We start from the raw sequence: 22,725 nt of genomic DNA on the forward strand, positions 1-22,725 counted from the left end.
CGGGGCAAACAAATCAGCGCAAACAGCAAGACGCCCAGCCCACGGGAGGAGCGGTAGGTCGTCACCGCGCCCCTCAGACGCGGGCCATGGTGCTTAAGTTTGGAGGGGAGGCTGAATTCTAGGTGTAAACCCTAGATTCGTGGGCGCTGAGTGAAGACCTCGCTTTCTCAACGGTGGAAATTGCATGTCTTCCACCATCGCCCAAAAAACTCTAAAGAGGCTAACATCCGCCAAACGCAGTGGGATGACTGAGAGCGCGACGATCACGCCAACTTGACCTTATCGAGGTAAAGGTCAACACTAGCCTGCAAAATATAAATTGAGTCTTTGCAGGGAGGACGAAGTTGATCGATTCTTATGGCTTTCTCAAGCTCACCATTGACTCGCTTTCCGAGCAAATTGTGGTGATGGATTCCACGGGTCTGATACGGTTCGTGAATCAGGCTTGGGTTGATTTCGGCCTGGAAAATGGGTGTATGACCCCCGTAGGGTGGGATGGCGTGAATTACCTTCGTGTATGTGAAGCAGCCGCAGCGACGGGCGATGGTTTTGGGGTCAGTGCTCTCCATGGGATCAGACGATTGATGGCTGACGGGTGCGGGACATTCACCTTGGAGTACCCGTGCCATGGCCCGAACGTTTTCCGCTGGTTCATGATGACCGTCAAGCACTTCAAGCATTTGGATGAAAACTTTTACTTGGTCACGCACCGCGACATTACCAAGAGAAAGCAGGCGGAGGAGGCTGTATCCCAATTAGCACGTCTAGACGGCCTGACCAACATTCCGAATCGCAGAGCGTTCAATGACTTTTTGGACTCTGAGTGGAGTCGCTCCATCCGCCAAGGCCAACCGCTGTCTTTGGCCTTGATTGATATTGACCATTTCAAGCTCGTCAATGACACCTATGGCCACCAACGGGGAGACGAGTGTCTTGAAAGAGTTGCCGAGGTGCTGCGCGCGCACCGAAAACGCCCCAGTGACTTTTTTGCGCGCTACGGCGGTGAGGAGTTTGTGTATGTGTTCGGGGGCTCCACGAGTGAAGATGTGCACCTTGTTGTACAGCAGCTTCTCAGCGGCATACGAGAACTGGCGCTGCCTAATGTCAAGTCTCCGGTGGGCCGCTTTGTCACCGCGAGTGCTGGACTTGCGACCCTATATCCCAAAGCTGGTTGGAAGCCCAATGCCTTGATTGAAGCAGCCGATGCATTGCTATATGAGGCTAAGAGCCTAGGACGCAATCAACTGGCTTGGCGCGCCGCCAACCATCCCCACGCTGAGACGCCACCCAAGGCCAATCTGCCCATCGACGCGCGCCCTTAACCACAGCAGCAAGTTCAATCTCTTGCCGCCCAATCCACCAGCGCCTCAATGGCGGGGCGGGCGGCGCAAGCGTTGTTCTCGGTGTTGGTTGGGCAATACGCCTTGAGCGGGCCACTGATCTGGAGGCGTACCCTTAGTACCCGGTGTACTCGATCTGCGAAATCGACACTTCGTGGTGGGTCAGCTTTATCACAAGGGGGTGCCCGCTAGTGTCAAGGGAATGGCGTTTGCGTCCAATACGTGCCACGCACCGACTAAAACCCCGTACGCCAGCTGCATGGCAACCCTGTAAACAAAAAGCGCTCTACATTGCCAACGAAATACCTCTGACGTCTTTGGTTTGAAAGGTACGCAGCGTCTGCTGCAAAACCTGGCGGTGGCGAACACGGTGGCTGCACAAGCAATGGAGTCAGCCAAAAGCATAGGCAACATCCAAGGTGAACAGATTGTCGCAAGCGTGGTGGGACTTGCATTTCTTTGTATGCAAGATGTTGCAAAGCAAGCTTGAATAAGACTAAATTGTTTTGGTCAAAGTCCGCAATTGTAAGTTGCCCACTTACAATTGTGTCACCAGTTCAGCTTCTCGAACGAGGCGATCTGCTGATAGGCGCTTTTACAAAAGATGCATTTCATTGCAATCCCGATGTAGCCCGATGGCCGGTACTTTACGAGGGTAAGTATCCGCGCTCAAAGCTAAATTTTTTGTTAGTGAGGTCCACCGCTAAAGCAGCCGTTTTTTGTATGGAAGTGCGTCCAAAAAACAAGACCTAAACTTATGAGTCAGTCAATCAAGATGATGCATAAGTTTGAGTGATTCTCATCGGCTTTAGCCTTAACTTTATGTGAATAGATGACTAACACTTTTCAAAAGACCCTTGAAAATCTTCCCGAAATTTTCATTCAGAATTCCAGCGCAATAGCTGCTCGTTTGGTGAGTCGGATGCAGCGTCAAATGGAGACCGATGTTGCTGCTCTGAACACAGGATATTTGATGTTGCTTTTGAAAATGAGCAGCAGTGACTTAGTGGTCGAGTTTGAAAAAGTCTTGCGCGCTGCTATGGCGCGTGCTAGGTCGGAAGTGAACGGCAGCGGTTTTTCGTTTGAATTTAGTATTGCAGGCGAGATCGATTCCTCGATGCTAGAGAGTGATAGGGCCTTCCAGAGCCTCCAAGCGAAAAGCCGGAGTTGCGGCGCTTTGTCTTTGGCTGCATTTAGCCCTCAAGCGCTGCTTAAGTGTGTAAACGAAGCAATGGCAGGCGCCCGAATTAGTGAGACAGACATCCAAGCTCTGGCACCCTTTGTGCGACAAGCGCTGAATACCGAACTCGTGGCTATTTATCAAAAGTTAATCAATCTCTAGCAATAGGTCCAGACTTTACAAAGTCGGGTTTGCTGTGATTCGTTTCTATCTAGGTGCGCCGCTAGTCTGAATAAAACGCACGCTTGTCTGTTGGCGTCACCAATGCGGTTCTCTTAACTATGATGACCCCAAATTCTATGTTTGCACGATGCAAAAATGGATTGATTCGCTGGCGCAGGGCGATGTAACGAACACTTGGTAACTGACATGTATAAACGTAATTGCTTAGGCGGCGGTGCTCGGATTGCTCCGTTGCGAGGATCTCTTGGGTTTACGTTGATTGAGTTGATGGTAACTGTCGCCATTATCGGGATCTTGGCGTCAATAGCTTTGCCTAGCTACCAGCAGTATGTAAAGCGAGGTCGCATTGCGGACGCGTTAGCCACCCTTGGTCCTATGCAAGCCAAGCTGGAGCAGCTATTTCTTGATAACCGCTCCTACGCCACTGCCTGTGGTACGAATGCACTTGCCTTGAAACCACCGGACACAAGGTACTTTGTGTATACCTGCCCCACGTTGGAAAGCACATCGTACAAAGTAACGGCAACCGGTCAAGGCCCCATGATTGGCTTTGCTTACAGTTTGAGCTTGGCTGGCGGTGTCGTTTCTAAATCCACGGATTCCGTGCCCGCTGGCTGGACCAAAACTGGTTCATGCTGGGTCACCAAAGAGGATGGGTCATGTTGAGCGGAAGACGCTTGAACAATGGCTTTACTTTGATAGAAGCTATTGTGGTCTTGGCAATATTGGGTCTTTTGTGGATGGTTGCTGTGCCTAGTTATTCTGCTTATGCCGCAAATAACAGCCTGAGGACTACCTCTGAATTGTTTTATTCGGCAGTTCAAAAGGCCAGAGCAGAAGCTATCCGCCGCAATCGGATTGTTGAACTGGTATTGACCAATGATGTACCGCCCACACCGGCGGGTGGAAGCATGGAGGCAATTGACACGCCCATATCAGGCTCCACTAGCGGCACCAATTGGGTTATACGCGCACCCAATACGGCACCTGCTGGTACATATGCGCTGCTCGATTCGAAACAGGCCGCGGAAGCTGGCGGCACAAAAGTTACGGTCAATGCAGGTGGCGTTACCAGTATTCAGTTCAATGGACTTGGTGAAACGACCAGTGCGACTGCCGTGCAGGTTCAGTTTCGACACATAACTCAAAATGCGGAATGTCTTTTGACGGAAGCCGTGCGCTGTCTTGATGTTCGTGTGAGTCCAGGCGGACAGGCCAGGTTGTGTGAGCCAAATCAACCTCTAACAGATAACCGAAGCTGTTAACACAATGAGAGACCATATACGCCCTAGGGAACATGGCGGTACTTTGATAGAGGTACTTGTCGCCGTAGCGTTGTTTTTGTTGGGGGTTGTCGGGGTAGTGAGTGCAATGGGTGTGGTTGTTAGCAATCAGGCGGATGTGCAAATACGAAGCGAGGCAGCTATGCGCGCAGAATCCATGTTGAATACGATGTGGCTCAATGTGGATCGAACGACCCCAGCGGCCACTGCTTTGTCATTACAGAATTTTGCACATCTCACCGGGACAGAGCAAGCCTGCAACTTTGCTGGTGCCGCCTCGAGCAACAACTTGGTGACGGCTTGGGTGTCAGACGTTACATCCGGTGCCGGGAAACTCCCGGGATCTACTCCTGCGATGCAGCAAATTCTTGTAGATACAACTGCAAACAACCAAGTGACCATCACCTTGTGCTGGCAGTCCAGCGGCGATGCGGCTCCGCGTCAATATGTCTTGCGCTCATATGTCAATTAGCACCCGAGGTGCTATGCGCCGTTCGCTTGGCTTTTCGTTGATCGAATTAATGGTCAGTTTGGTCATTGGGCTCATAACCGCGATTGCGGTAGCTCAGATCTACGCAAACTGGGTCAAGCAAAATCGTACTGTGTCGTCTACAAATGATTTGCAATCAACTGTTGCACTCGCCGCGTTTGCCATTGAGCAAGACATCAAGCGATCTGGCCAAGGATTTGGCGCGGCTAATTCAACGATTTCGGGTGGTGCGGGATGTCCAATCTCCGGCACTGCCACTGTCAATGGTGCCAACAATTCAGTAGTATTGAGTCCCACTGGTACTGGTGGCTTACGCCTAACTGGGGTGCAAATCATCCGAGGTATTGATGGTGCATCAGACCAAATCGTCACCTTGTATGGAAATTCTGACTACAGAGTGGCCTCAGAAGCTGTATTAGGCGGATCTACATTCAATGTAACAAAGGTGAGCAGTCGGGCAGGTTTCAATAATGGCGACGTCGTGATTTTAGGTAACAGTGGATTTACTGATTGTCGGATTGTTCAAGTCACCTCCACCGATTCATCTGTCGTGTTGACAGATAAAGCGTTTGGGCACGACACCACCTCGTATCAGAGTTTTTACAAGCCAGCAGGCACTACAAGTACCCCTGTATTTAACCAGGCTGGTGGAGTCACGGGGATAGAGTTTATTGCTGCGTTTAACCTCGGACCGGCCCCTCAAGCAAATCAGTGGCGAATCTCAACTGCCAGCCCAAATAGTGCACAAAACCCTGCCCTCCAGCGGTTTAGCGTATTGCCAGTTGACGGTGTTTATCCAACGCCACGGGCACGCGAGGTGGCGGAAGGCGCTGTTAATCTGCAGGCTCAATATGGTTACGATCTCAATGGCGACGGCCGCATTGGTGCAGATGAATGGTACAACCCGGATGAGACCCACAGGCCAGACCTGAGTGGTGCGGCGGTAGATTGGACCCGGGTGCTGGCTATTCGTTACGCAATATTAACGCGCAGCCGTAATTACGAGCCGGCAAACGTGACTACTGCAAGTCCCGCATGGATGGGAGGCGGTTTCGTCATGACGGACATAGGCGGTGCGGCAGACACCAACCCAGATAGCCCACTTAACTGGCGGCGGTATCGATATTCGGTGGCAGAAAGTGTTGTGCCATTGCGCAATGCATTGTGGGGGCGAAACCAATGAAAAGGCAGCGTGGGGTGTCTTTATTAGTCGTGATGGTCACTTTGACAATCATGTTGCTTGCGATTGCAGGAATGTTTCACGCGAACAATCGCACATTGGAGATCGTTGGCAACCTTGGGTTTAAGCGCAACGCAACTTCGGTTGGTGACATCGGAGTGGAGGTTGCGAGGGCTTGGTTGTTGACCCGAACGCCTACGCAGTTGACAGCGACGGATGCGACGGCTGGTTATTTCCCGGTTTGGACGGTGGGCTTTGACCCTACAAAGTATGACTGGGACACTGCTGGTAACTCTGTTCTGGCAAGCGCCGATGACGGTACGGGCAATGCGGTGAGCTACGTCATCCATCGGATGTGCAGCACAGCAGGTAGCTTGTCTGCTACTGGCCAAGAATGTGTATGGGGCAACTCATCGACCGGCGGATCCAAGACTCAAAATCAGAATGCGCAAGGAGCCATAAAAACGCCCTTTTACCGCATTACAGCAAGAGTGCTCGGGCCTCGCAGCACGCTAAGTTATATACAAGTTATGGTTTATTGAGGGCTGTTTATGAACACCTATTTTTCAAGGGCTCTGGCCCGCATAGCGGTCCCAGTTTCGCTTGCTTTGGCCGTTGGGACAGCATATGCACAAACAACCGAAATAGCGAGTGTGCCGCTGGTTGGGGTTAGCACTGGCGGTGCATCGCCCAATATCATGTTGATGCTGGATACGTCTAACTCAATGTCATGGACGCATATGCCGGATCAGTTGGAGGTTGTGGGCGCCAAGCAATCTATTGGCTACAAGTCTAGCGAATGCAATTCGCTGTACTACAACCGCAACCGAACGTACACCGTGCCCAAGGATGCCGCCAATGCAGCAATGCCGACGCCGAGTTTTACGAGCGCGCCTTACAGCTATTTCATAGATCCCAGCATCACGGTGAACCTTAGCACTAGCTTTAGGGCCCACGATGAAAAAACCGTTCAAAACGTAGTTACCGCAGTGGCTGACCCAGCGCAGCCAGCTTATTACTATTACTTTGTGCCTACAAGTTCCCCACCGGCGTACACCTACAATACCGCCCCGTGCAATGTCACTGATACGTCCGCAGCGAGCGTGTCTTCTACAGGGGGCACTTGGCGCCGTGTGCTTGTAGGTCCCACCTCTGGGCCGACTGGCAGGGCGGATGAGCGACAAAACTTTGCCATTTGGTACACCTACTACAGAACGCGTATCAATCTGGCAAAGAGCTCAATTGGCCTCGCGTTTCAGTCATTGAGCAATACCTATCGTGTGGGGTTTCTCACCGTCAATCCAACGTTGGATACCAACGGTAGCGCTACGACTTCAGTGCAAAGCAGCCGATACCAGCCGCTAGCCGACTTTAACTCTGCGCAGCGCACGCTTTGGTACAACAAGTTTTATGGTCAAGTACCTGCGGGTAGCTCCCCCGCTCGGGAAGGTTTGGCACGGGTAGGGCGTCACTTCGCCGGTAAAACAGATGGTATCAACGCGGGCATGAATACAGACCCGGTGCAATACGCGTGCCAAAAGAATTTCACCATCATGACCACCGACGGCTATTGGAACGTCGCGGCCGAAAAAGGAGGCCTCGCTGGCGGACCTACAACCATAGACGGAACTGCATCCGTTGGCAACCGGGACGGGGGTGCCAACTACCCCCGCACTGCGGATACAGACTCCGCCGGACTGGTGCCCGCAGGCGTATTTGATGGCACATTGTTGCAACTGCCTTACACCAAAACTGCATCGGTCACTACGACCTTCAGCTATCCTTCTTGTAACTTAACGGTCCCGGGCTATAGGACCACCACGGTTAAGCGTACTGTCACACCCAAAGTGCTTACCCAGGTCACTAGTGCGACGAACAATTCCACGCAAGCGCAGTCGCGCACGGTATCGTTTAGGCAGAGCAGCTACAAGGTAACCAAGCAGACGCTGCAATACGTTATTCCTACGCAGACTCAGAGTACTACCCAGAACGTTTGGTACAACCCTGCGCTGGAAGTTTCACAACCTGTTCGCGATTGCTCGGGACTGACAAACTGTGGCCCTAGCGCTTTAACCAAGACAGTGGCCGTTCCATCCGGTTCATGTATCGCCCAAGAGCCCGTTGCCCCAAATTTCATTCGCGTGGTATGTTCCGGCGCGACGTCTGTTGTTCAGTCCTCGCCATGCACAGTGGGTGTCAATGGGTGCCAGGTCAATACCATCACTGCTCCTACCTTTGTTGCTGGCAACACGTGTACCGCGAGCAATTCCGGTAGCCCGAATTACCACATCACAACCTGCACAACCAATGCGCCCGGCACAGGCACGCCAAGTACCACTGCGAGCAGCCCAGTCGTCACAACCGTAAATGCGTGTACCCAATCTTTTGCTGCAAGCGGCAATCTGACTTGCGCCGACGCGCCCGGGTTCCCTACAGCCTGGACCAATGCCGCCTCGTGCACCGCTGGTGCTATAAACGCTACAACATCCACGGAATGCCGAAACGTTGGTTCTTGCAATCCAGCGCTTCCGGGGGCACAGTGTGGTGGTACGGTAGTCACTAACCCTTCGTCCTGTACATACACAGGGGGCGGCCCCACTGTTGCCGGCAATGTTACGTCCACCTGTGACTACCCGTCCAATCTCAGCGTGGTTACCCCCGCAGTAGATCCCACAACGTGCGTGAGTGGGAACACAAATAATGCTGGCCCTCCGGCGAATTACAGCAAGACGCTCTGCGAGTCGATCCCAAGTGCTGTGACACCAGGTGCATGCATAGCCGCTCCTGCGACACTTGCAAACAATTGGGTTGCTACCACTTGCGCTAACGCGACTGTGACTGGCTGGTACTCCAGTTCGCAAAGCACCACGAACACAACATTTACCTACGACAACGGCACCGTCGTTGACCAAACCCCTGTCGTTGGCCCTGCAGTTTCAACCAGCAGCTGTAAGGCCCTGCCAAGCCCTACACCGGTGCCGCCTCCCAAGGTGGAGTATCTTGCTCCCGTCTATGTTCCATATTCCGCGACAGGAGGGAGTTCCAATTCATTGGCAGACGTGGCTCAGTATTACTATGCCACCGATCTACGCCCCGGCATGCCAAACATCGTGCCACCCACGGGCTTTGGTCCGCTGGATGACCGTGCAACATGGCAGCATATGTCGACTTACGTGGTGGGCTTGGGCGTGTCTGGGACCTTGCCATACAAGCCTGACTATGCAACCTCAAACACAGGCTCGTTTGCAGACATTCGAGCGCTCAACAAAAGCTGGCCCGTTTGGCCAGACCCTACTATCAACTATTCGGGCAATGACGCGCTTTGGAATTCGCCAAAATCAATTGATGATTTCTGGCACACCGCGGTGAATGGGCGGGGGAAATATTTCAGTGCGACGGATCCAGATTCGGTCGTTAGCGGGATTCAGTCTGCGTTGCAGGCCATCAATGCCAGCACTGGTTCGTCTTCCGCAAATACGATCAGTGACCAAATCAACATCACAAAAACGGGTTTGAACTTTGGGTCCCTTTACAAGACGGTGGAGTGGGTCGGCGATCTCAGAGCATTTGATTCCAGCGACTTGTCGACAGTACTGTGGTCTGCGCAGCAAAAACTAAATGCGCAAACACAAAACGCGTGCGACGACAGAAAAATCTACGTGCGCGATACCAGTGCGGTTAACAAGTTGGGGCCCTTCACGTTAGCAACGAAAAACTGCACAACTGGCGCGGTATCTAGCGATTTGAATAGTGCTCTTCAAGGGCTCCTTGGCGGTGCGACCTCTTTATCGCAGTACGCAACGATGACAACTAGCCCTGCGGCAGTTGATCAAAAAGCACAAGCCACTGTTGCGAGTCTCGTTAATTACCTGCGTGGGCAGCGCCAGAGTGAAGGATTTGCCGTAGGTGTGAGTGGCAAGCTATATCGGTCGCGCACCAATGTGCTAGGCGATATTGTTAATTCAAAACCCCAGTTTGTTGGAGCACCTTACTTTGAATATGCTGATGACGGTTATTACACTTTCAAATCTAATAACGCAAATCGTCAGAACATGATTTATGTTGGCGCCAATGATGGCATGTTGCATGCCTTTTATGCTCCGCCCAGCAGCGCTGATAGTATCCAATTGGCTAAACAGGGAAAAGAGGCCTGGGCTTACATTCCTACGAAAGTAATATCTAACCTTAGCCGCTTGGCAGATGTTGGTTACGCAAGCAATCATCGTTTTTATGTTGACGGCACACCTCGAGTCGGCGATGTTAAGTTTGCAGACGGAACTTGGCATACTATTTTGGTCGGAGGCTTGGGTGCTGGTGGAAAAGGATACTACGCACTAGATATAACCAATCCTGAGTCGCCACGCAGCCTGTGGGAACTCGATGATTCAAACTGTGCGCGTAGTGGTTGCAGTATTGGATTTACTTTTGGCCAGCCGGTCATTGGCAAAATGGCTGATGGCACCTGGGCCGTATTTTTGACCTCGGGCTACAACAACAGCACCGGCCAAGCGGCACTATTCGTTGTTAATGCAGAGACCGGCGAGTCGATCAAGACCATCAATGCTGGCACTGCTGACGCTACGAAACCTTTGGGGCTGACCCCAATAAGCGGTTGGACTGAAAGACCAAATGTCGATCAAACCATCGCCAGAGTCTATGGTGGGGACTTGTATGGGAATATGTGGAGATTTAATATTAATGACGAAACCACAGATTCTGTATACAAAATTGGTGTGGCCAAAGATACTGATGGAAATGTTCAACCAATTACTATGCCGCCAGAACTGGGTAAGGTCGGAGTGGATGCGTATGCCTACTACGGAACCGGTCGACTCATTGGCTCAAGTGATTTTGCGAATACACAGCAGCAAACGGTATATGCGATACGTGACAGTTTGTCCAGCACTAACGTAACAACTAGTTTGAGATCCCTGCTCACACCTTATGTGACGACGGATGACCTAAGTATCAAATGCGTTGGAACTTGTGGATCTGTGAGCAGCAACGGCTTCTTGGTAGACCTAGCCGGATCCGGAGAGAAGGTAATAACCCCATTGGCATTAATTGGGAAGACCTTAGTAATTATCTCTACACAGCCACAAGATAACACCTGTGGATCTGGAGGTACGTCTAAAGCATATTTTGCAAATTCAACCAATGGACTGCCAGTAGGACCCGGATATGACTTCCAGACGCCAGTTGTAGGGGTGATCTACCTGAATTCGTCAGACGGCAGTGTTATCGCGCAGGTCAAAGTTCCGCAAGCCAGTACCGGGGACAGTCTGCAGCCAACAACGACGCCAACGGGATCGGTCAAAGAGGTAGTAGTGCCAACACCCAATCTTCCACCTGGAAACACCCGTGCAAGTTGGCGAGAAATCACCGCTAAATGACATGGCATTCCCGCAGCATGCAGCTTATCGGACCGCGCTTACTGACTGTTGTGGTCCTTGTGCTTGTGGGTCACCTGCTACTGCTAAAGCCGGATTTGGTGCTCCCGCAGTTGAAGCCAATCAAACACTCGGAGAATGATTTATCAATTCGTCTAGTGACTGACAACGTTTTGACCGTGGGAGTGCCCCACCATGATGTGACTGCTCCAAGCACTTCAGCCCCAAGGGTCATTGATGCCGCTCCAAACTCCGTCGCCTCAGATGGGCTTCCTAACCCTGATGTGGCGGGCGCTACTGATCTGAAGCAGGTGGATGGTGAACTAAACCTCGCTTATGAATTGGCAGACATTGCAGGATTGGACATGCGTCTGGGGACCATGAACTTAAATCTTCAAGTGCAGTCGGGCAGTTATGTAACGCGAGCAGTTTGGCATCTAGGTGAAGATAAGTGGGAGACCACAAGCAGCGGTGTAGCAAACGACTTGTTTCGCCCTCGTTACATCAGCGGGCGAACGGAGCCTGCAGACCTACTGCAGGTGTCCGGTGACACACAGGATCAGCTCTCCATTGTTTGGTCACTAAGAAATCAAGCCAAGCAATCCATGTCCCAGTCACCCTCGAAGCTCGGACAAACTTGGCATTACCGTGTTCAATTCAAATCTGAAGCCAAGCTTATGTACTGGCAGCTGGAATCGATGGATGATTTGATACTCCCAGCTGGACGATTCAGGGCAGCGAAAATTGGGGGAGTTGTTGATCAAGCCAACTTAGCGGGTATTACCGTTTGGTACGCTGTCGACTTCGACTTCCTACCCATTAGGATTCAAAGCCGAGATGGTGACGGGCGCGTTCAGGACTTAAAGTTGTCGACCGAATTGGAACGGAAACTTAGCTAACGGAACGCTTGTCTGCCAGGTTCAACGCAAGAACAGAATGTAGATCGCGTTGCTAACCGCCGTCCCTTGCCGCCCAATCCACCAGCGCCTCAATGGCGGGGCGGGCTGCGCTGGCGTTGGGGTGGTTGATGAGGACCACCAGCACGTAGCGCTTGCCGCTGGCACCGTCTACATAGCCAGCCACTGCCACCACGTTGCTTAAGGTGCCGGTCTTCAAATGGGCGCTGCCACCGTTGCGGGTTTTGACGCGCTTGAGTGTGCCGTCTACACCGGTAATGGGCAGAGAAGACATGAGCTCCGACATCCAAGGCGAGGCATACGCGGTGTGCAGCAAGCGCCCTAGGCCTTGGGCGCTGATGCGTTCGCTTCTGGACAGACCTGAGCCGTTGTCCAGCACCGGCACGTCTTGCGGGCTGATGCGTTCTTTCCACCAGCGCTGCACCACGGCGCGGCTGGCGGCAAAGTTGCCCGGCACGGGGGCGGGTTCGCCCGCCTCGCGCGGTGGGGTGCTCGCCAGCGTCCCCAGCGGTACTTCGCGCCCCAGGGTTAAGAACAGCTGCTGGGCCATCACGTTGTTGCTGTATTTGTTGATGTCGCGGATCACCTCGGCCAAAGGGGCCGATTCGGTTTCAAAGGCAGGCTTTGCTGCCGCCAAGGCGGCTGGCACTGTGCCCAAGCGCACGCTGCCAGAGAGCTTGCCGCCCAGGTCTTGCCACAGGCCTTGCACCGCGCGCACCGCATAGGTCTTGGGGTCCGCATAGGCCACGGGCCAGACTTTCTCGCCGCAGCTGGCCGGGTAGCCGCCGGTAAAGCGGATGCGCTTGGGGTCGGAAAAATCGGCTTTAAGTACGCCACGGTAGTCGCCGCAGTCGCCATTGCTGAGCGGCACTGTGGTTTGCAGCAGCACGCCCGCCAAGGGTGGGTCGAACTGCACCACCGTTGTGTTGCTGCTGCGATCCGGGGTGAAGGTCATCACCAGGGCTTTGTAGTTGAGCAAGAGCGCGTCGGGGCTGGCGTTGTAGGGGCGCAGTGGCTCGCCGTCAAAGCTGGCAGGATCGGCATCGGGTACGTCAAACGCACTGCGGTCAAGCACGATGTCACCCGCGATGGCTTTGATGCCCAGGCCCTGCACCCGGCGCAGCAGCAGCCATAACCGCTCCATCACCAGCTTGGGGTCGCCTTGGCCCTTGATGTACAGATTGCCTTGCAGCGTGCCCTCACGCACGGTGCCATCCACAAACACGGGCGTGCGCCAGCTGTAGGCGGGCCCCAATAGGTCGAGCCCGGCATAGGTGGTGACCAGCTTCATGACCGAGGCTGGGTTCATGGGCTGGCTGGTGCGCAGGTTCAGGCGCGGCGCGGCATTGGGGTTTTGGGCGTCCACCAGCAGCACGCTCACCGCGTCTTCTGGCACTTTGGCGCGCGCCAGCGCAGCTTGTGCCTCGGGGGGCAGGTTTTGCGCCCAGGCCATGGAGAACGTCGCGCACAAGAGGGAGGCCGATGTCGCGCCACGTAGGGCGCCCGCTACAGCACGGCGCACCCGGCTTGGCAAAGTGGGTAGAAAGGTCATCACCCATTATCTGAGATGGTCCGGGGCCAGCGGGGATAATCAGCCTCCTATGCCTTTGACGCCTCCTCCCGCTGCTGCCCGTTTTTCAACCAGAACTGTGGGCCTTATTGCTGCTGTCGTCACGGTGCTGATTTGGACCTCGTTCATTGTCATTGCGCGCGCCAGTGCAGACCCGGCGCGTGGCGCTTTGCTGGGCCCGTTTGATATTGCCTACCTGCGTATCTGGGGTGCAAGTTTGGTGCTGCTGCCGTGGGGCTGGTACCTGTCACGCCAAGGGGCTCAGGGCGCACGCATGGGGTTCAAGGGCCATGCCCGTAGCTCAGTGTGGGGCCTGTCGCCCCTGCCGTGGTCGACCACATGGCGCATTGGGGTGTTTGGCGGCTTGCTCTACGCCATGGTGGCCTACAGCGGCTTTGTGTATGCGCCCGCTGCACATGCCTCGGTGCTCATGCCGGGCAGCTTGCCTTTGTGGACGGCGCTGCTGGCTATGGTGTTTTTGCATGACCGCATCACCCCCGCGCGGGCCTTGGGCTTGGCGCTGATTGTGGGTGGCGACTTGCTGGTGGGCGGGAGCAGCTTGCTCCATGCATTTTCGGGTGGCGGGGTGTGGAAGGGTGATGTGCTTTTCGTGCTAGCAGCCATGGTGTGGTCGGTGTACAGCGTGCAAGTGCGCCGCTATGCGCTAGACGCGGTGCGGGCCACGACTGCCATCACCGCGTTTGCCTTTGTGACCTATGTGCCGGTGTACACAGCGCTCTTGGTCTTGGAGGCGGTGCCCGGACGCCTGCTTGCCGCCCCACTAGGCTTGATGGTCTTTCATATGCTGTTTCAAGGCGTGGGCTCCGTGGCCGTGTCGGGCATTGGCTTTACCAAAATGATCCAGACCTTTGGCCCCGTGCGCTCCACCATGCTCACGGCGGTGGTGCCTGGCTTGTCGGCACTGGCGGCAGCCGTGTTGCTGGGGGAAGGCCTGCCTTGGAACGTGCTGGTAGGCCTGGGGCTGGTGACAGCTGGAATTGTGTTTGGCGTGCGCCAGAGCGCGCCTAAGGTGAATGCTATTGATTTGGAAGCTGCTCGCGCAGCATCTACGGGCGCTAGGGGCTAGTTTTGACTCAATCTATGAACTTTTTGGTATTGGACACCAGCACCGAGCTGATGTCGGTGGGCGTGTCACGTGGCCGCGATGCCCAGCAGTGGCTGCACAGCGGCGCGGGTGGCGCGCAGGCGTCCAATAGCTTGATCGCCACCATTTTGGACCTCATGGCCCAGGCGCAGCTCACGTTTGCGGACCTCAGCGCCATTGGCTTTGGCTGCGGCCCGGGCTCGTTCACCGGCTTGCGAACAGCGTGCTCGGTGGTGCAGGGGCTGGCGTTTGGCGCCAAGGTGCCTGTGTTGCCCGTTGATTCGCTCTTGGTGGTGGCCGAAGACGCGCGCCACAGCGCGTTTGCGGCAAGCAGCCAGCTGGAAGTCACCGCCTTGCTGGACGCTCGTATGGACGAGATGTACACCGCCCGCTACGCCTACGACAGCGGCGTGTGGCAATGCCTGCAAGAAGCCAGCTTGCTGCGCCCCGAAGCGCTGGCCCCCGCGACTGGCGCCGCTTTGTGGGCGGGCAATGTGTTTGGCGTGTACGCCGATCGCTTGGCGCCCATGCTGCAAGCCTCGCCTAAAGTGCAGTGCGTACCGGCCATGCCCACGGCTGCCGCCTTGTTGCGCTTGGCCCCTGGCCTGATGGCGCAAGGCCAGAGCGTTCCGGCAGACCACGCCTTGCCCACCTACATTCGCGACAAGGTCGCCAAAACCACGGTGGAGCGCATGGCCGAAAAAGCAGCGGTGCAGCTGGCCTCGGCGCAGGCGCATGGGGGCTGAGGGCGTGTCGCAAACCGTGGTCGAGGTGCGCTTTGAGACGCTGACCGAGGCTTTGTTAGATCCCTTGCTCTTGGTGGAGCAGCGCACCTACGCCCACCCATGGAACCGCGCCAATTTTGTGGACGCCATGCAGTCAGGCAACCAAATTCAGCTGCTGTTGGCAGGCGACACGCTGGTGGGCTACTTTGTGGCCATGAAAGGGGTGGACGAAGTGCACCTGCTCAACATCACGGTGGCACCTGAGTACCAACGCCAAGGCTGGGCCCGCGTGATGCTCGATGCCTTGGCCACCTGGGCACGCGGCCAGAGCTCGCAGTGGCTATGGCTGGAAGCGCGCGTGGGCAATGTGCGTGCGCTTGAAGTCTATGAAGCGCACGGCTTTCGCCGGGTGGGGCAGCGCAAGCAGTACTACCCCGCCGACCGTGGCACGCGTGAAGACGCGGTGGTCATGTGCATGAACCTGTGAAATGATGCAGCCCTATGCCACTTGAACTCGACTCCCGCCAGCGCGCCATGCTCCAAGAAATGGGCGTGCATGTGTGGCTGCCCGAAACTGCCTTTGTGCCCCCCGCAGAGTTGCTGCAGCCTGAGGCGGTGGCCAGTGCGCCCCAGCCCGCGTTGGCAGACTATGACGACGATGAGGCCTACCGCTACGACGAGGCATACGACAACGATCCCAGCTTGGGCTACGCAAGCGCCCCTCGCGCGCCTGAGCCCAAGCCGCAGGCCGCCCCCAGTGCCACAGCGCCTGGTCGTGCGCCCGTGGCCACTCCTGCTGCGCGCCCCGCTGCGCCGGCCATCGTGGCCGTGGACAACGCAGAAATTGCCCAAGCCGACTGGTCGGGTTTGGCCGCCACCGCCGCGCAGTGCTCGGCCTGTGGTTTGTGTGCAGGCCGTAAAAACAGCACCTTGTGTGCGCCCGCTTTTGCAGGGGTTGCTAGCTTGGCCGCGCCGCTGGCTGCCCGTGCCGACTGGATGTTTGTGGGCGACCCGCCCGATGAAGACGAAGACCGCGAAGCCGCCCCGTTCGCCCAAGCCGCTGGCACGCTCATGGGCAATATGCTCAAAGCCTGCCACCTGAGCCGTGTGGGCCAAGCGCAAGACGCGGCCCCAGATGCCCAAGCAGCAGGTGACCCAGCCGCCAAGGCGGAGCAATTGGCCTACCTCACCAATGTGGTCAAGTGCCGCCCACCGCACAGCCAAATCCCGCAGGCGGCAGACCTGGCGCAGTGCGCGGCCTACCTGAACCGCGAGCTGGCCCTGGTGCAGCCCAAGGTCATCGTGGCCATGGGCCGATTTGCCATGCAGCTTTTGTTGTCAGAGCAGCCCGGCTTGGCCACGCAACCGCTGGGCAAGCTGCGCGGCACGGTGTACCGCTACCGTAGCGTGCCGGTGGTGGTGACCTACCATCCCAAAGCCTTGCTGCGCAACAGCCCCGACAAAGCCAAAGCCTGGGCCGACCTGTGTCTGGCCATGGCCACGGTAGACGGCTCCCTACAATAGACCCCCATGACCTTTCTTGACCAGCTGCGCACTGCCGAGCGCCAAAACGGCTCCCTCTTGTGCGTGGGCCTAGACCCTGAGCCCAGCAGATTCCCCGCCCACCTCCACGGCGACGCCAGCAAAATTTACGACTTTTGCGCCGCCATCGTGGACGCCACGGCCGACTTGGTCATGGCCTTCAAACCACAAATTGCCTACTTCGCCGCCCACCGCGCCGAAGCGCAGTTGGAGCGCTTGATGGCCCATATGCGCCGCGCTGCGCCCAACGTGCCCATCATTCTGGACGCCAAGCGTGGCGACATTGGCAGCACCGCCGAGCAATATGCCAAAGAGGCTTTTGAGCGCTACGGTGCCGATGCTGTCACGCTCTCGCCCTTCATGGGCTTTGACTCCATCCAGCCCTACCTCAAGTACCACGGCAAAGGCGCGTACCTGCTGTGCCGCACCTCCAACCCCGGTGGCGACGACTTTCAAAACCAGCGTTTGGCCTCGGTAGAGGGGCAACCCACCTTGTTCGAGCACATTGCCGCCCTGGCGCAAGGCCCATGGAACCTCAATGGACAACTGGGCTTGGTGGTGGGTGCCACCTACCCGGCAGAAATTGAACGGGTGCGTGCCCTCGCACCTACCGTGCCCTTGCTGATTCCTGGCGTGGGTGCGCAAGGCGGTGATGCTTTGGCCACGGTCAAGGCGGGCTGGCGCGGCGACGCGCAAGGCACCACAGCCCCCGTCAGCGTGAACTCGTCGCGCGCCGTGCTCTACGCCAGCAGTGGCGCCGACTTTGTGCAAGCCGCGCGTGCAGAAGCCATCAAGACGCGTGACATCTTGCAAGCTGCCAAGGTTTAAACCCAGCTAAATTGATAGCAAGCGGCGCACATCTCGTCACAGTTTGCACTGGCTGTTTACGTTTCATTTTGTAAGCAAGCGCTAAACATCTGGATCCCCTTCTAGACTTCGCGCGTAGGCCCACCCAATTGGCCTGTGCGTCGTTGTGAAGGACTCCTCCCGTGAATGAAGATTCGACTGTCATAGAAGCTGTGGCACCTCCCACAACGCCGCAGCGCGCTGGCCCGGGCGTGCCCTCTACCGCCTTGCTTAGTGTGCTTGCTAGCGCAGCGCTTGCGGCGTGTGGCGGCGGGAGCACCTCAAGCACGACTAGCAGCTTGCCGCAGGTGCCCGGGCCCAACGTCAATTTGCCCAACACCGCAGCCCCAGTGAAGCCAGCCACCGACCAAGAGGCGGCGCGCTTCTTGTTGCAAGCCCAGTTCTCTGCAAGCGATGCCGAAATCGCCGCCGTCAAAGCGCAAGGCTACGCACCCTGGCTGCAAACGCAAATCGCTGCCTCGTACACCACAGGCTGGGACTGGCTCACTGCCAGTGGTTATGCAGACGTTAACAACCCCAAAAACTACTACGACGTCTCCTACACCGGCGACCGTATGGTATGGAACCAGCTGCTCACGGGCAACGCCGCTGTGCGCAAACGCTGGGCCTTGGCTCTGTCCGAGATTTTTGTGGTCTCGCTCACCAGCATTGAGATGACGTGGCGCGGCCACGCCATGGCCCACTACTGGGACACCCTGTGCAAATACGCCACCGGCAACTACCGCGACCTGTTGGAAGCCATCACCTTGATGCCCGCCATGGGCTATTTCCTGAATACCAAAGGCAATCGCAAAGAAGACCCTGCTTCAGGCCGCTTGCCCGACGAAAACTATGCCCGTGAGGTGATGCAGTTGTTCACCATCGGCTTGGTGAACCTCCATATGGACGGCACCCCCGTTTTGGTAGGTGGGAAGCCTGTTGATAGCTACAACGCCGATGATGTCAGTAACCTGGCCCGCGTGTTCACCGGCTATGACATCGACTGGACCAAGAACACGCCCACGACCATTGGTTCACGCAAGATTCCCAGCATCAACTTGGCGCGTTTGCCTATGGTTGTGAACGACAGCAACCATTCAGGGCTCGCCGCTACGCTGAAGTTCAACAACAGCCTAAGCACCGGAATCAACATTCCTGCCTTTCCGGCGGATGGTGCGCTCAAAACGGCACTGGACGCCTTGTTCAACCACGCCAATACCGCCCCCTTTATTTGTAAGCAATTGATTCAGCGCTTGGTCACCAGCAACCCAAGCCCCGCTTATGTCGGGCGGGTAGCCGCGGTGTTTGCCAACAACGGCAGTGGCGTGCGTGGAGACTTGGCCTACGTGTTTGCCGCCATACTGACCGACACGGAGGCACGGGGTGCTGCGGGCCTAACCCATCCAGAGTTTGGCAAGCTGCGCGAGCCCATGGTGCGCTTGGCGCAGTGGGGGCGCACGTTTGGCGCCACATCTCCCACTGAGGTGGGCATGGTGGGTGACCTGAGCGACCCTAGCACCTCGCTGGGGCAAAGCCCTTTGCGGGCACCCTCGGTGTTTAACTTTTTCAGGCCCGGTTACACGCCGCCGTTTGCCTCACTCACTGCGGGCACCTTGGCTCCAGAGTTCCAGCAGGTCAATGAAACCAGTGTGGGGGGCTACCTCAACACCATGTTCGGGTTTGTCGACGTGGGCATTCGCACCTGGGACAGCGGAGTGGTCGACACAGTCGCAGCGCCTTACACCGCCGAATTGGCCATCGTGGACAACGCAAGCAGCTTGGTGAACCGCATCAACCTCTTGCTATGTGCAGGCCAGTTGTCAACCACGACCGTCAAGACCATCGTGGACGCCTTGAACAAGACCCCGGTCACCAACACCAGCTCGGCCGTGCTGAAGCGCAACCGCATCTGTGCCGCCGTGCTCTTGACCATGGCCTCGGCCGAATACCTCATCCAAAAGTAGAACGTTATGCCACCAGATTTTTCTGCCTACGTTTCGCGCCGCAACTTCTTGCGCAGCACCGGCCACGCAGCCTTGGTGGGTGCGGCCCTGCCTATGGGCTTGAACCTTGCCGCATTGGGTGAAGCGGCCGCCATTACGGACCCGGGCGACTACAAGGCACTGGTCTGCGTTTTTCTGTATGGGGCCAATGACTACGCCAACACCGTCGTCACCTACGACCAAGCCAGCTACGACAAATACGCGGCCATACGGCTTCCAGCCGCCAGCGGCGGCATTGCCTTAGCCAGGAGCGACTTGGCGGCCACACGCCTAGTGCCCAAGGCCCCCGCCACAGCTCCGGTAGACCCGCAGGGCGTGGTGCGGGAGTTTGCTTTGCATCCGCAAATGACAGCCATGGCAGGGCTGTTCAATGCGGGCAATGCAGCCATTCAGCTCAATGTGGGTCCGCTGATTAAACCCCTGACCCGCGCACAGTACGACAGCAAAAACCGCACGCTTTACCCATGCCCGCCCCAGCTGTTCTCCCACAATGACCAGCAGTCCATTTGGCAGTCTTCCGCACCCGAGGGGGCCAAGGTAGGGTGGGGCGGCAAGCTGGGTGACGATGTGGTGTATGACACACAGGCAGGCACCCCCATCACCACGGTCAACAGCAGTGCTGGCGCTTTGTTTACATGTATGTCCGTCACCGGCAACGCGGTGTTTTTGTCGGGCAGCAAGACCTTGCAGTACCAGATAAGTTCGACCGGGGCGATCAAGATCAAGCCCGCAACTGACAACACCTTGTTTGGCTCACAAGACGTGCGCAACGCACTGGCCTCCATCATTCAAGACCCCACCACGGCGCACAGCTTCGGCAAAGAGTACAACGCCATTACCAAGCGGTCTATGGACGCGGAGCTCACAGTACGAACAGCGGCGGGACAGCCCATGCCTAACCCCAGCACGCCGTTTCCCAACACCAACTTAGGCAAGCAACTGAAAATGGTGGCCCAACTCATCAATGGCCGCGCCACCTTGGGTGTGCGCAGGCAGGTGTTCATGGTCTCCATTGGTGGTTTTGACCTGCATGACAACTTGATCAGCGCGCACCCTGCGCTCTTGGACCAAGTGGACAAGGCCATTGCTGCGTTCTACTCGGCCACCAAAGACATGGGGCTGGACGACAAGGTCACCACCTTCACCGCATCCGACTTTGGTCGCACCCTCACCTCCAACGGCGATGGCTCCGACCACGGCTGGGGCAGCCACCACTTCATCGTGGGTGGTGCGGTCAAGGGCGGGGCGTTTTATGGCACACCGCCACCCGTGAGTGTGACCAACACATCAGCACCCGAAGACCAATGGCACGTAGGCCAAGGCCGCTTGCTGCCCACTACGTCGGTAGACCAATACGCAGCCACCATGGCCAAATGGTTTGGGGTGGATGACAGCAAGCTCCACCAAGTGGTGGCCAACATCAACAACTTTGGTGGCACCACGGGCTACCCCCGTGACATGGGGTTTATGAAGGCACCTTGATGACAGGGTGGGCGCCTGGCTGGGAGTACGATGCGCCAGCATCACACCCCGCCCAGGAGCCCCATGATCGACCTGTACACCGCGGCCACGCCCAACGGCCACAAAGTCTCCATCGCGCTTGAAGAGCTAGGCCTGCCCTACACCTTGCAGGTGCTAGACCTGTCCAAGGGCGAGCAGAAAACGCCCACCTTCTTGGCCATCAACCCCAATGGCCGCATTCCCGCCATCGTGGACCGCGCCGCCGACGACTTTGCGGTGTTTGAGTCCGGCGCCATTCTCATTTACTTGGCGGAAAAGACCGGGCAGCTCATGCCGACCGACGCCAAGGGCCGTTCGCAAGTGCTGCAGTGGCTCATGTTCCAAATGGGCGGTGTGGGGCCCATGATGGGGCAGGCCAATGTGTTTTACCGCTACTTCCCAGAAAAAATTCAAGCCGCCATAGACCGCTACCAAGGCGAGAGCAAGCGCCTTTTGCGCGTGCTCGACGGCCACTTGGCCCACCACGAATACTTGGCAGGCGACTACTCCATTGCCGATATTGCCAACTGGGCTTGGGCCCGCACCCACCGCTGGTCGGGCGTGGATGTGTCTGACCTGCCGCACCTGCAGCGCTGGCTAGAAGCCATTCGCCAGCGGCCCGCCTCACAGCGCGGGCTCAATGCGCCGCCGTCGGCGCTGGACCTGCGCAAAGATGGCGACGCCAAAGCCCAAGCCTTTGCCGACAAGGCCCGCACCATGGTGGAAATGGGGCAGTCTGCCAAGTCCTGACGGTTGTTTGCTTTTCATCGTTTGAAAGAGGTATGCCATGAAGCTCTACTGCGCTTACCGCGCCCCCAGCCCCCGCCGTGTGCTGATGTTCTTGGTTGAGAAAAACATCACCGGCATAGAAATGGTCAACGTCGACCTCAACGCGGGCGAGCACCGCAGCCCCGACTATTTGGTCAAAAGCCCCTTGGCCAAAGTCCCGGCGCTGGAGTTGGATGACGGCCGCGTGCTGACCGAAACACGCGCCATTTGCACCTACCTCGAAGGCCTGCACCCCGAGCCCAACCTCATGGGCGTGGACTATGACGAGCGCGCCTTCATTGAAATGGCCGACCGCCGGGCCGAGCTGTATTTGCTTGCAGGCATTGCCAACTGCATTCGCCACACCCACCCCGGCTTGGCAGCGCTTGAGCAGCCGCAGTTTGCCGAGTTTGGCCGCTCGCAGGGTGAAAAAGTGCTGGAGCTGGCCCGGTGGTTTGACCAGATATTGCAAGGCCAGCCCTTTATGGCGGGCGCGCGCTTCACCATTGCCGACATTACCGCCTTCTGCGCCCTGGAATTCGCGCGCGGCTTGATGCGCTTTAGCCCCGATCGCCACGGTTTGGCAGCCTTGCAAGACTGGCGCGACCGCATCAACGCGCGCCCCAGCGCCAAGGTCTAGGCCGCGCTGGCCCGGCCCGTGGCGCGCGATGAGGCCATCCAAAGCACACAAAAATAAGCAAGC

At 56.8% G+C, this 22,725-nt stretch carries 19 protein-coding genes and 1 pseudogene; 19 read left to right on the top strand and 1 reads right to left on the bottom strand.

Translation table 11 applies throughout. From position 1 onward, the window contains the following. Positions 1-344 precede the first annotated feature (344 nt). From EXZ61_RS01165 to EXZ61_RS01205, 10 genes and pseudogenes are all read left to right on the top strand, one after another. Positions 345-1,322: a sensor domain-containing diguanylate cyclase gene (locus EXZ61_RS01165; RefSeq protein ID WP_142808345.1), complete on the top strand. Its 978-nt coding sequence runs from the start codon at positions 345-347 to the stop codon at positions 1,320-1,322. 850 nt (positions 1,323-2,172) lie between these two features. Further along, complete coding sequence (locus EXZ61_RS01170; RefSeq protein WP_142808346.1) at positions 2,173-2,682, top strand: hypothetical protein; 510 nt, start codon at positions 2,173-2,175, stop codon at positions 2,680-2,682. A gap of 288 nt (positions 2,683-2,970) precedes the next feature. Continuing rightward, positions 2,971-3,369 (top strand): type IV pilin protein, encoded by a 399-nt coding sequence (locus tag EXZ61_RS22535; protein WP_425353636.1) that lies wholly within the window; start codon positions 2,971-2,973, stop codon positions 3,367-3,369. After that, positions 3,363-3,968, top strand: a complete 606-nt coding sequence (locus EXZ61_RS01180; protein WP_168224661.1) for a GspH/FimT family pseudopilin — start codon at positions 3,363-3,365, stop codon at positions 3,966-3,968. The genes EXZ61_RS22535 and EXZ61_RS01180 overlap by 7 nt, the downstream gene beginning before the upstream one ends. 4 nt (positions 3,969-3,972) lie before the next feature. After that, a pseudogene (locus EXZ61_RS22540) lies at positions 3,973-4,032 on the top strand (hypothetical protein); the annotation flags it as partial. A 96-nt stretch (positions 4,033-4,128) separates the two neighbouring features. Further along, complete coding sequence (locus EXZ61_RS01185) at positions 4,129-4,458, top strand: hypothetical protein (protein WP_237219049.1); 330 nt, start codon at positions 4,129-4,131, stop codon at positions 4,456-4,458. Between the two features lie 13 nt (positions 4,459-4,471). Beyond that, positions 4,472-5,659 carry a PilW family protein gene (locus tag EXZ61_RS01190; protein ID WP_168224662.1) on the top strand — a complete coding sequence of 396 codons (1,188 nt, stop codon included), beginning with the start codon at positions 4,472-4,474 and terminating at the stop codon, positions 5,657-5,659. Between the two features lie 14 nt (positions 5,660-5,673). Beyond that, entirely contained in the window at positions 5,674-6,198 is a 525-nt protein-coding gene (locus EXZ61_RS01195; RefSeq protein ID WP_142808350.1) for a pilus assembly PilX family protein, read from the top strand. Between the two features lie 2,556 nt (positions 6,199-8,754). Continuing rightward, positions 8,755-11,049, top strand: a complete 2,295-nt coding sequence (locus tag EXZ61_RS21840) for a pilus assembly protein (protein WP_168224663.1) — start codon at positions 8,755-8,757, stop codon at positions 11,047-11,049. Further along, positions 11,046-11,945 (top strand): DUF3108 domain-containing protein, encoded by a 900-nt coding sequence (locus tag EXZ61_RS01205; protein ID WP_142808352.1) that lies wholly within the window; start codon positions 11,046-11,048, stop codon positions 11,943-11,945. The genes EXZ61_RS21840 and EXZ61_RS01205 overlap by 4 nt, the downstream gene beginning before the upstream one ends. A 52-nt stretch (positions 11,946-11,997) precedes the next feature. Here the strand turns inward: EXZ61_RS01205 and dacB are convergent, their stop codons facing one another. After that, positions 11,998-13,515 carry a D-alanyl-D-alanine carboxypeptidase/D-alanyl-D-alanine endopeptidase gene (dacB, locus tag EXZ61_RS01210; RefSeq protein ID WP_142808353.1) on the bottom strand — a complete coding sequence of 506 codons (1,518 nt, stop codon included), beginning with the start codon at positions 13,513-13,515 and terminating at the stop codon, positions 11,998-12,000. Between the two features lie 49 nt (positions 13,516-13,564). Between dacB and EXZ61_RS01215 the strand changes: the two genes are divergently transcribed. The 9 genes from EXZ61_RS01215 (at position 13,565) to EXZ61_RS01255 (ending at position 22,662) form a co-directional block, all read left to right on the top strand. Then, positions 13,565-14,620: a DMT family transporter gene (locus EXZ61_RS01215; protein ID WP_142808354.1), complete on the top strand. Its 1,056-nt coding sequence runs from the start codon at positions 13,565-13,567 to the stop codon at positions 14,618-14,620. Between the two features lie 14 nt (positions 14,621-14,634). Beyond that, positions 14,635-15,384, top strand: a complete 750-nt coding sequence (tsaB, locus tag EXZ61_RS01220; protein WP_142808355.1) for a tRNA (adenosine(37)-N6)-threonylcarbamoyltransferase complex dimerization subunit type 1 TsaB — start codon at positions 14,635-14,637, stop codon at positions 15,382-15,384. Then, positions 15,374-15,850: a ribosomal protein S18-alanine N-acetyltransferase gene (gene rimI, locus EXZ61_RS01225; RefSeq protein WP_142808356.1), complete on the top strand. Its 477-nt coding sequence runs from the start codon at positions 15,374-15,376 to the stop codon at positions 15,848-15,850. Before tsaB ends, rimI begins: the two co-directional genes overlap by 11 nt. A 14-nt stretch (positions 15,851-15,864) precedes the next feature. After that, positions 15,865-16,887, top strand: a complete 1,023-nt coding sequence (locus EXZ61_RS01230; RefSeq protein WP_142808357.1) for a uracil-DNA glycosylase — start codon at positions 15,865-15,867, stop codon at positions 16,885-16,887. A 6-nt stretch (positions 16,888-16,893) separates the two neighbouring features. After that, a complete protein-coding gene (gene pyrF, locus EXZ61_RS01235; RefSeq protein ID WP_142808358.1) occupies positions 16,894-17,733 on the top strand; it encodes an orotidine-5'-phosphate decarboxylase in 840 nt (279 codons plus the stop codon). Between the two features lie 161 nt (positions 17,734-17,894). Further along, positions 17,895-19,715 (top strand): DUF1800 domain-containing protein, encoded by a 1,821-nt coding sequence (locus EXZ61_RS01240; RefSeq protein ID WP_142808359.1) that lies wholly within the window; start codon positions 17,895-17,897, stop codon positions 19,713-19,715. 6 nt (positions 19,716-19,721) lie between these two features. Then, entirely contained in the window at positions 19,722-21,236 is a 1,515-nt protein-coding gene (locus EXZ61_RS01245; protein ID WP_142808360.1) for a DUF1501 domain-containing protein, read from the top strand. A gap of 63 nt (positions 21,237-21,299) precedes the next feature. Beyond that, positions 21,300-22,004, top strand: coding sequence for a glutathione S-transferase family protein (locus tag EXZ61_RS01250; RefSeq protein WP_142808361.1), 705 nt, complete (start codon positions 21,300-21,302; stop codon positions 22,002-22,004). A gap of 37 nt (positions 22,005-22,041) precedes the next feature. After that, positions 22,042-22,662, top strand: coding sequence for a glutathione S-transferase family protein (locus EXZ61_RS01255; RefSeq protein WP_142808362.1), 621 nt, complete (start codon positions 22,042-22,044; stop codon positions 22,660-22,662). The last annotated feature ends 63 nt before the right edge of the window (positions 22,663-22,725 follow it).

It is taken from the genome of Rhodoferax aquaticus (genome assembly GCF_006974105.1).
Classification (GTDB): Bacteria; Pseudomonadota; Gammaproteobacteria; order Burkholderiales; family Burkholderiaceae_C; genus Allorhodoferax; species Allorhodoferax aquaticus_A.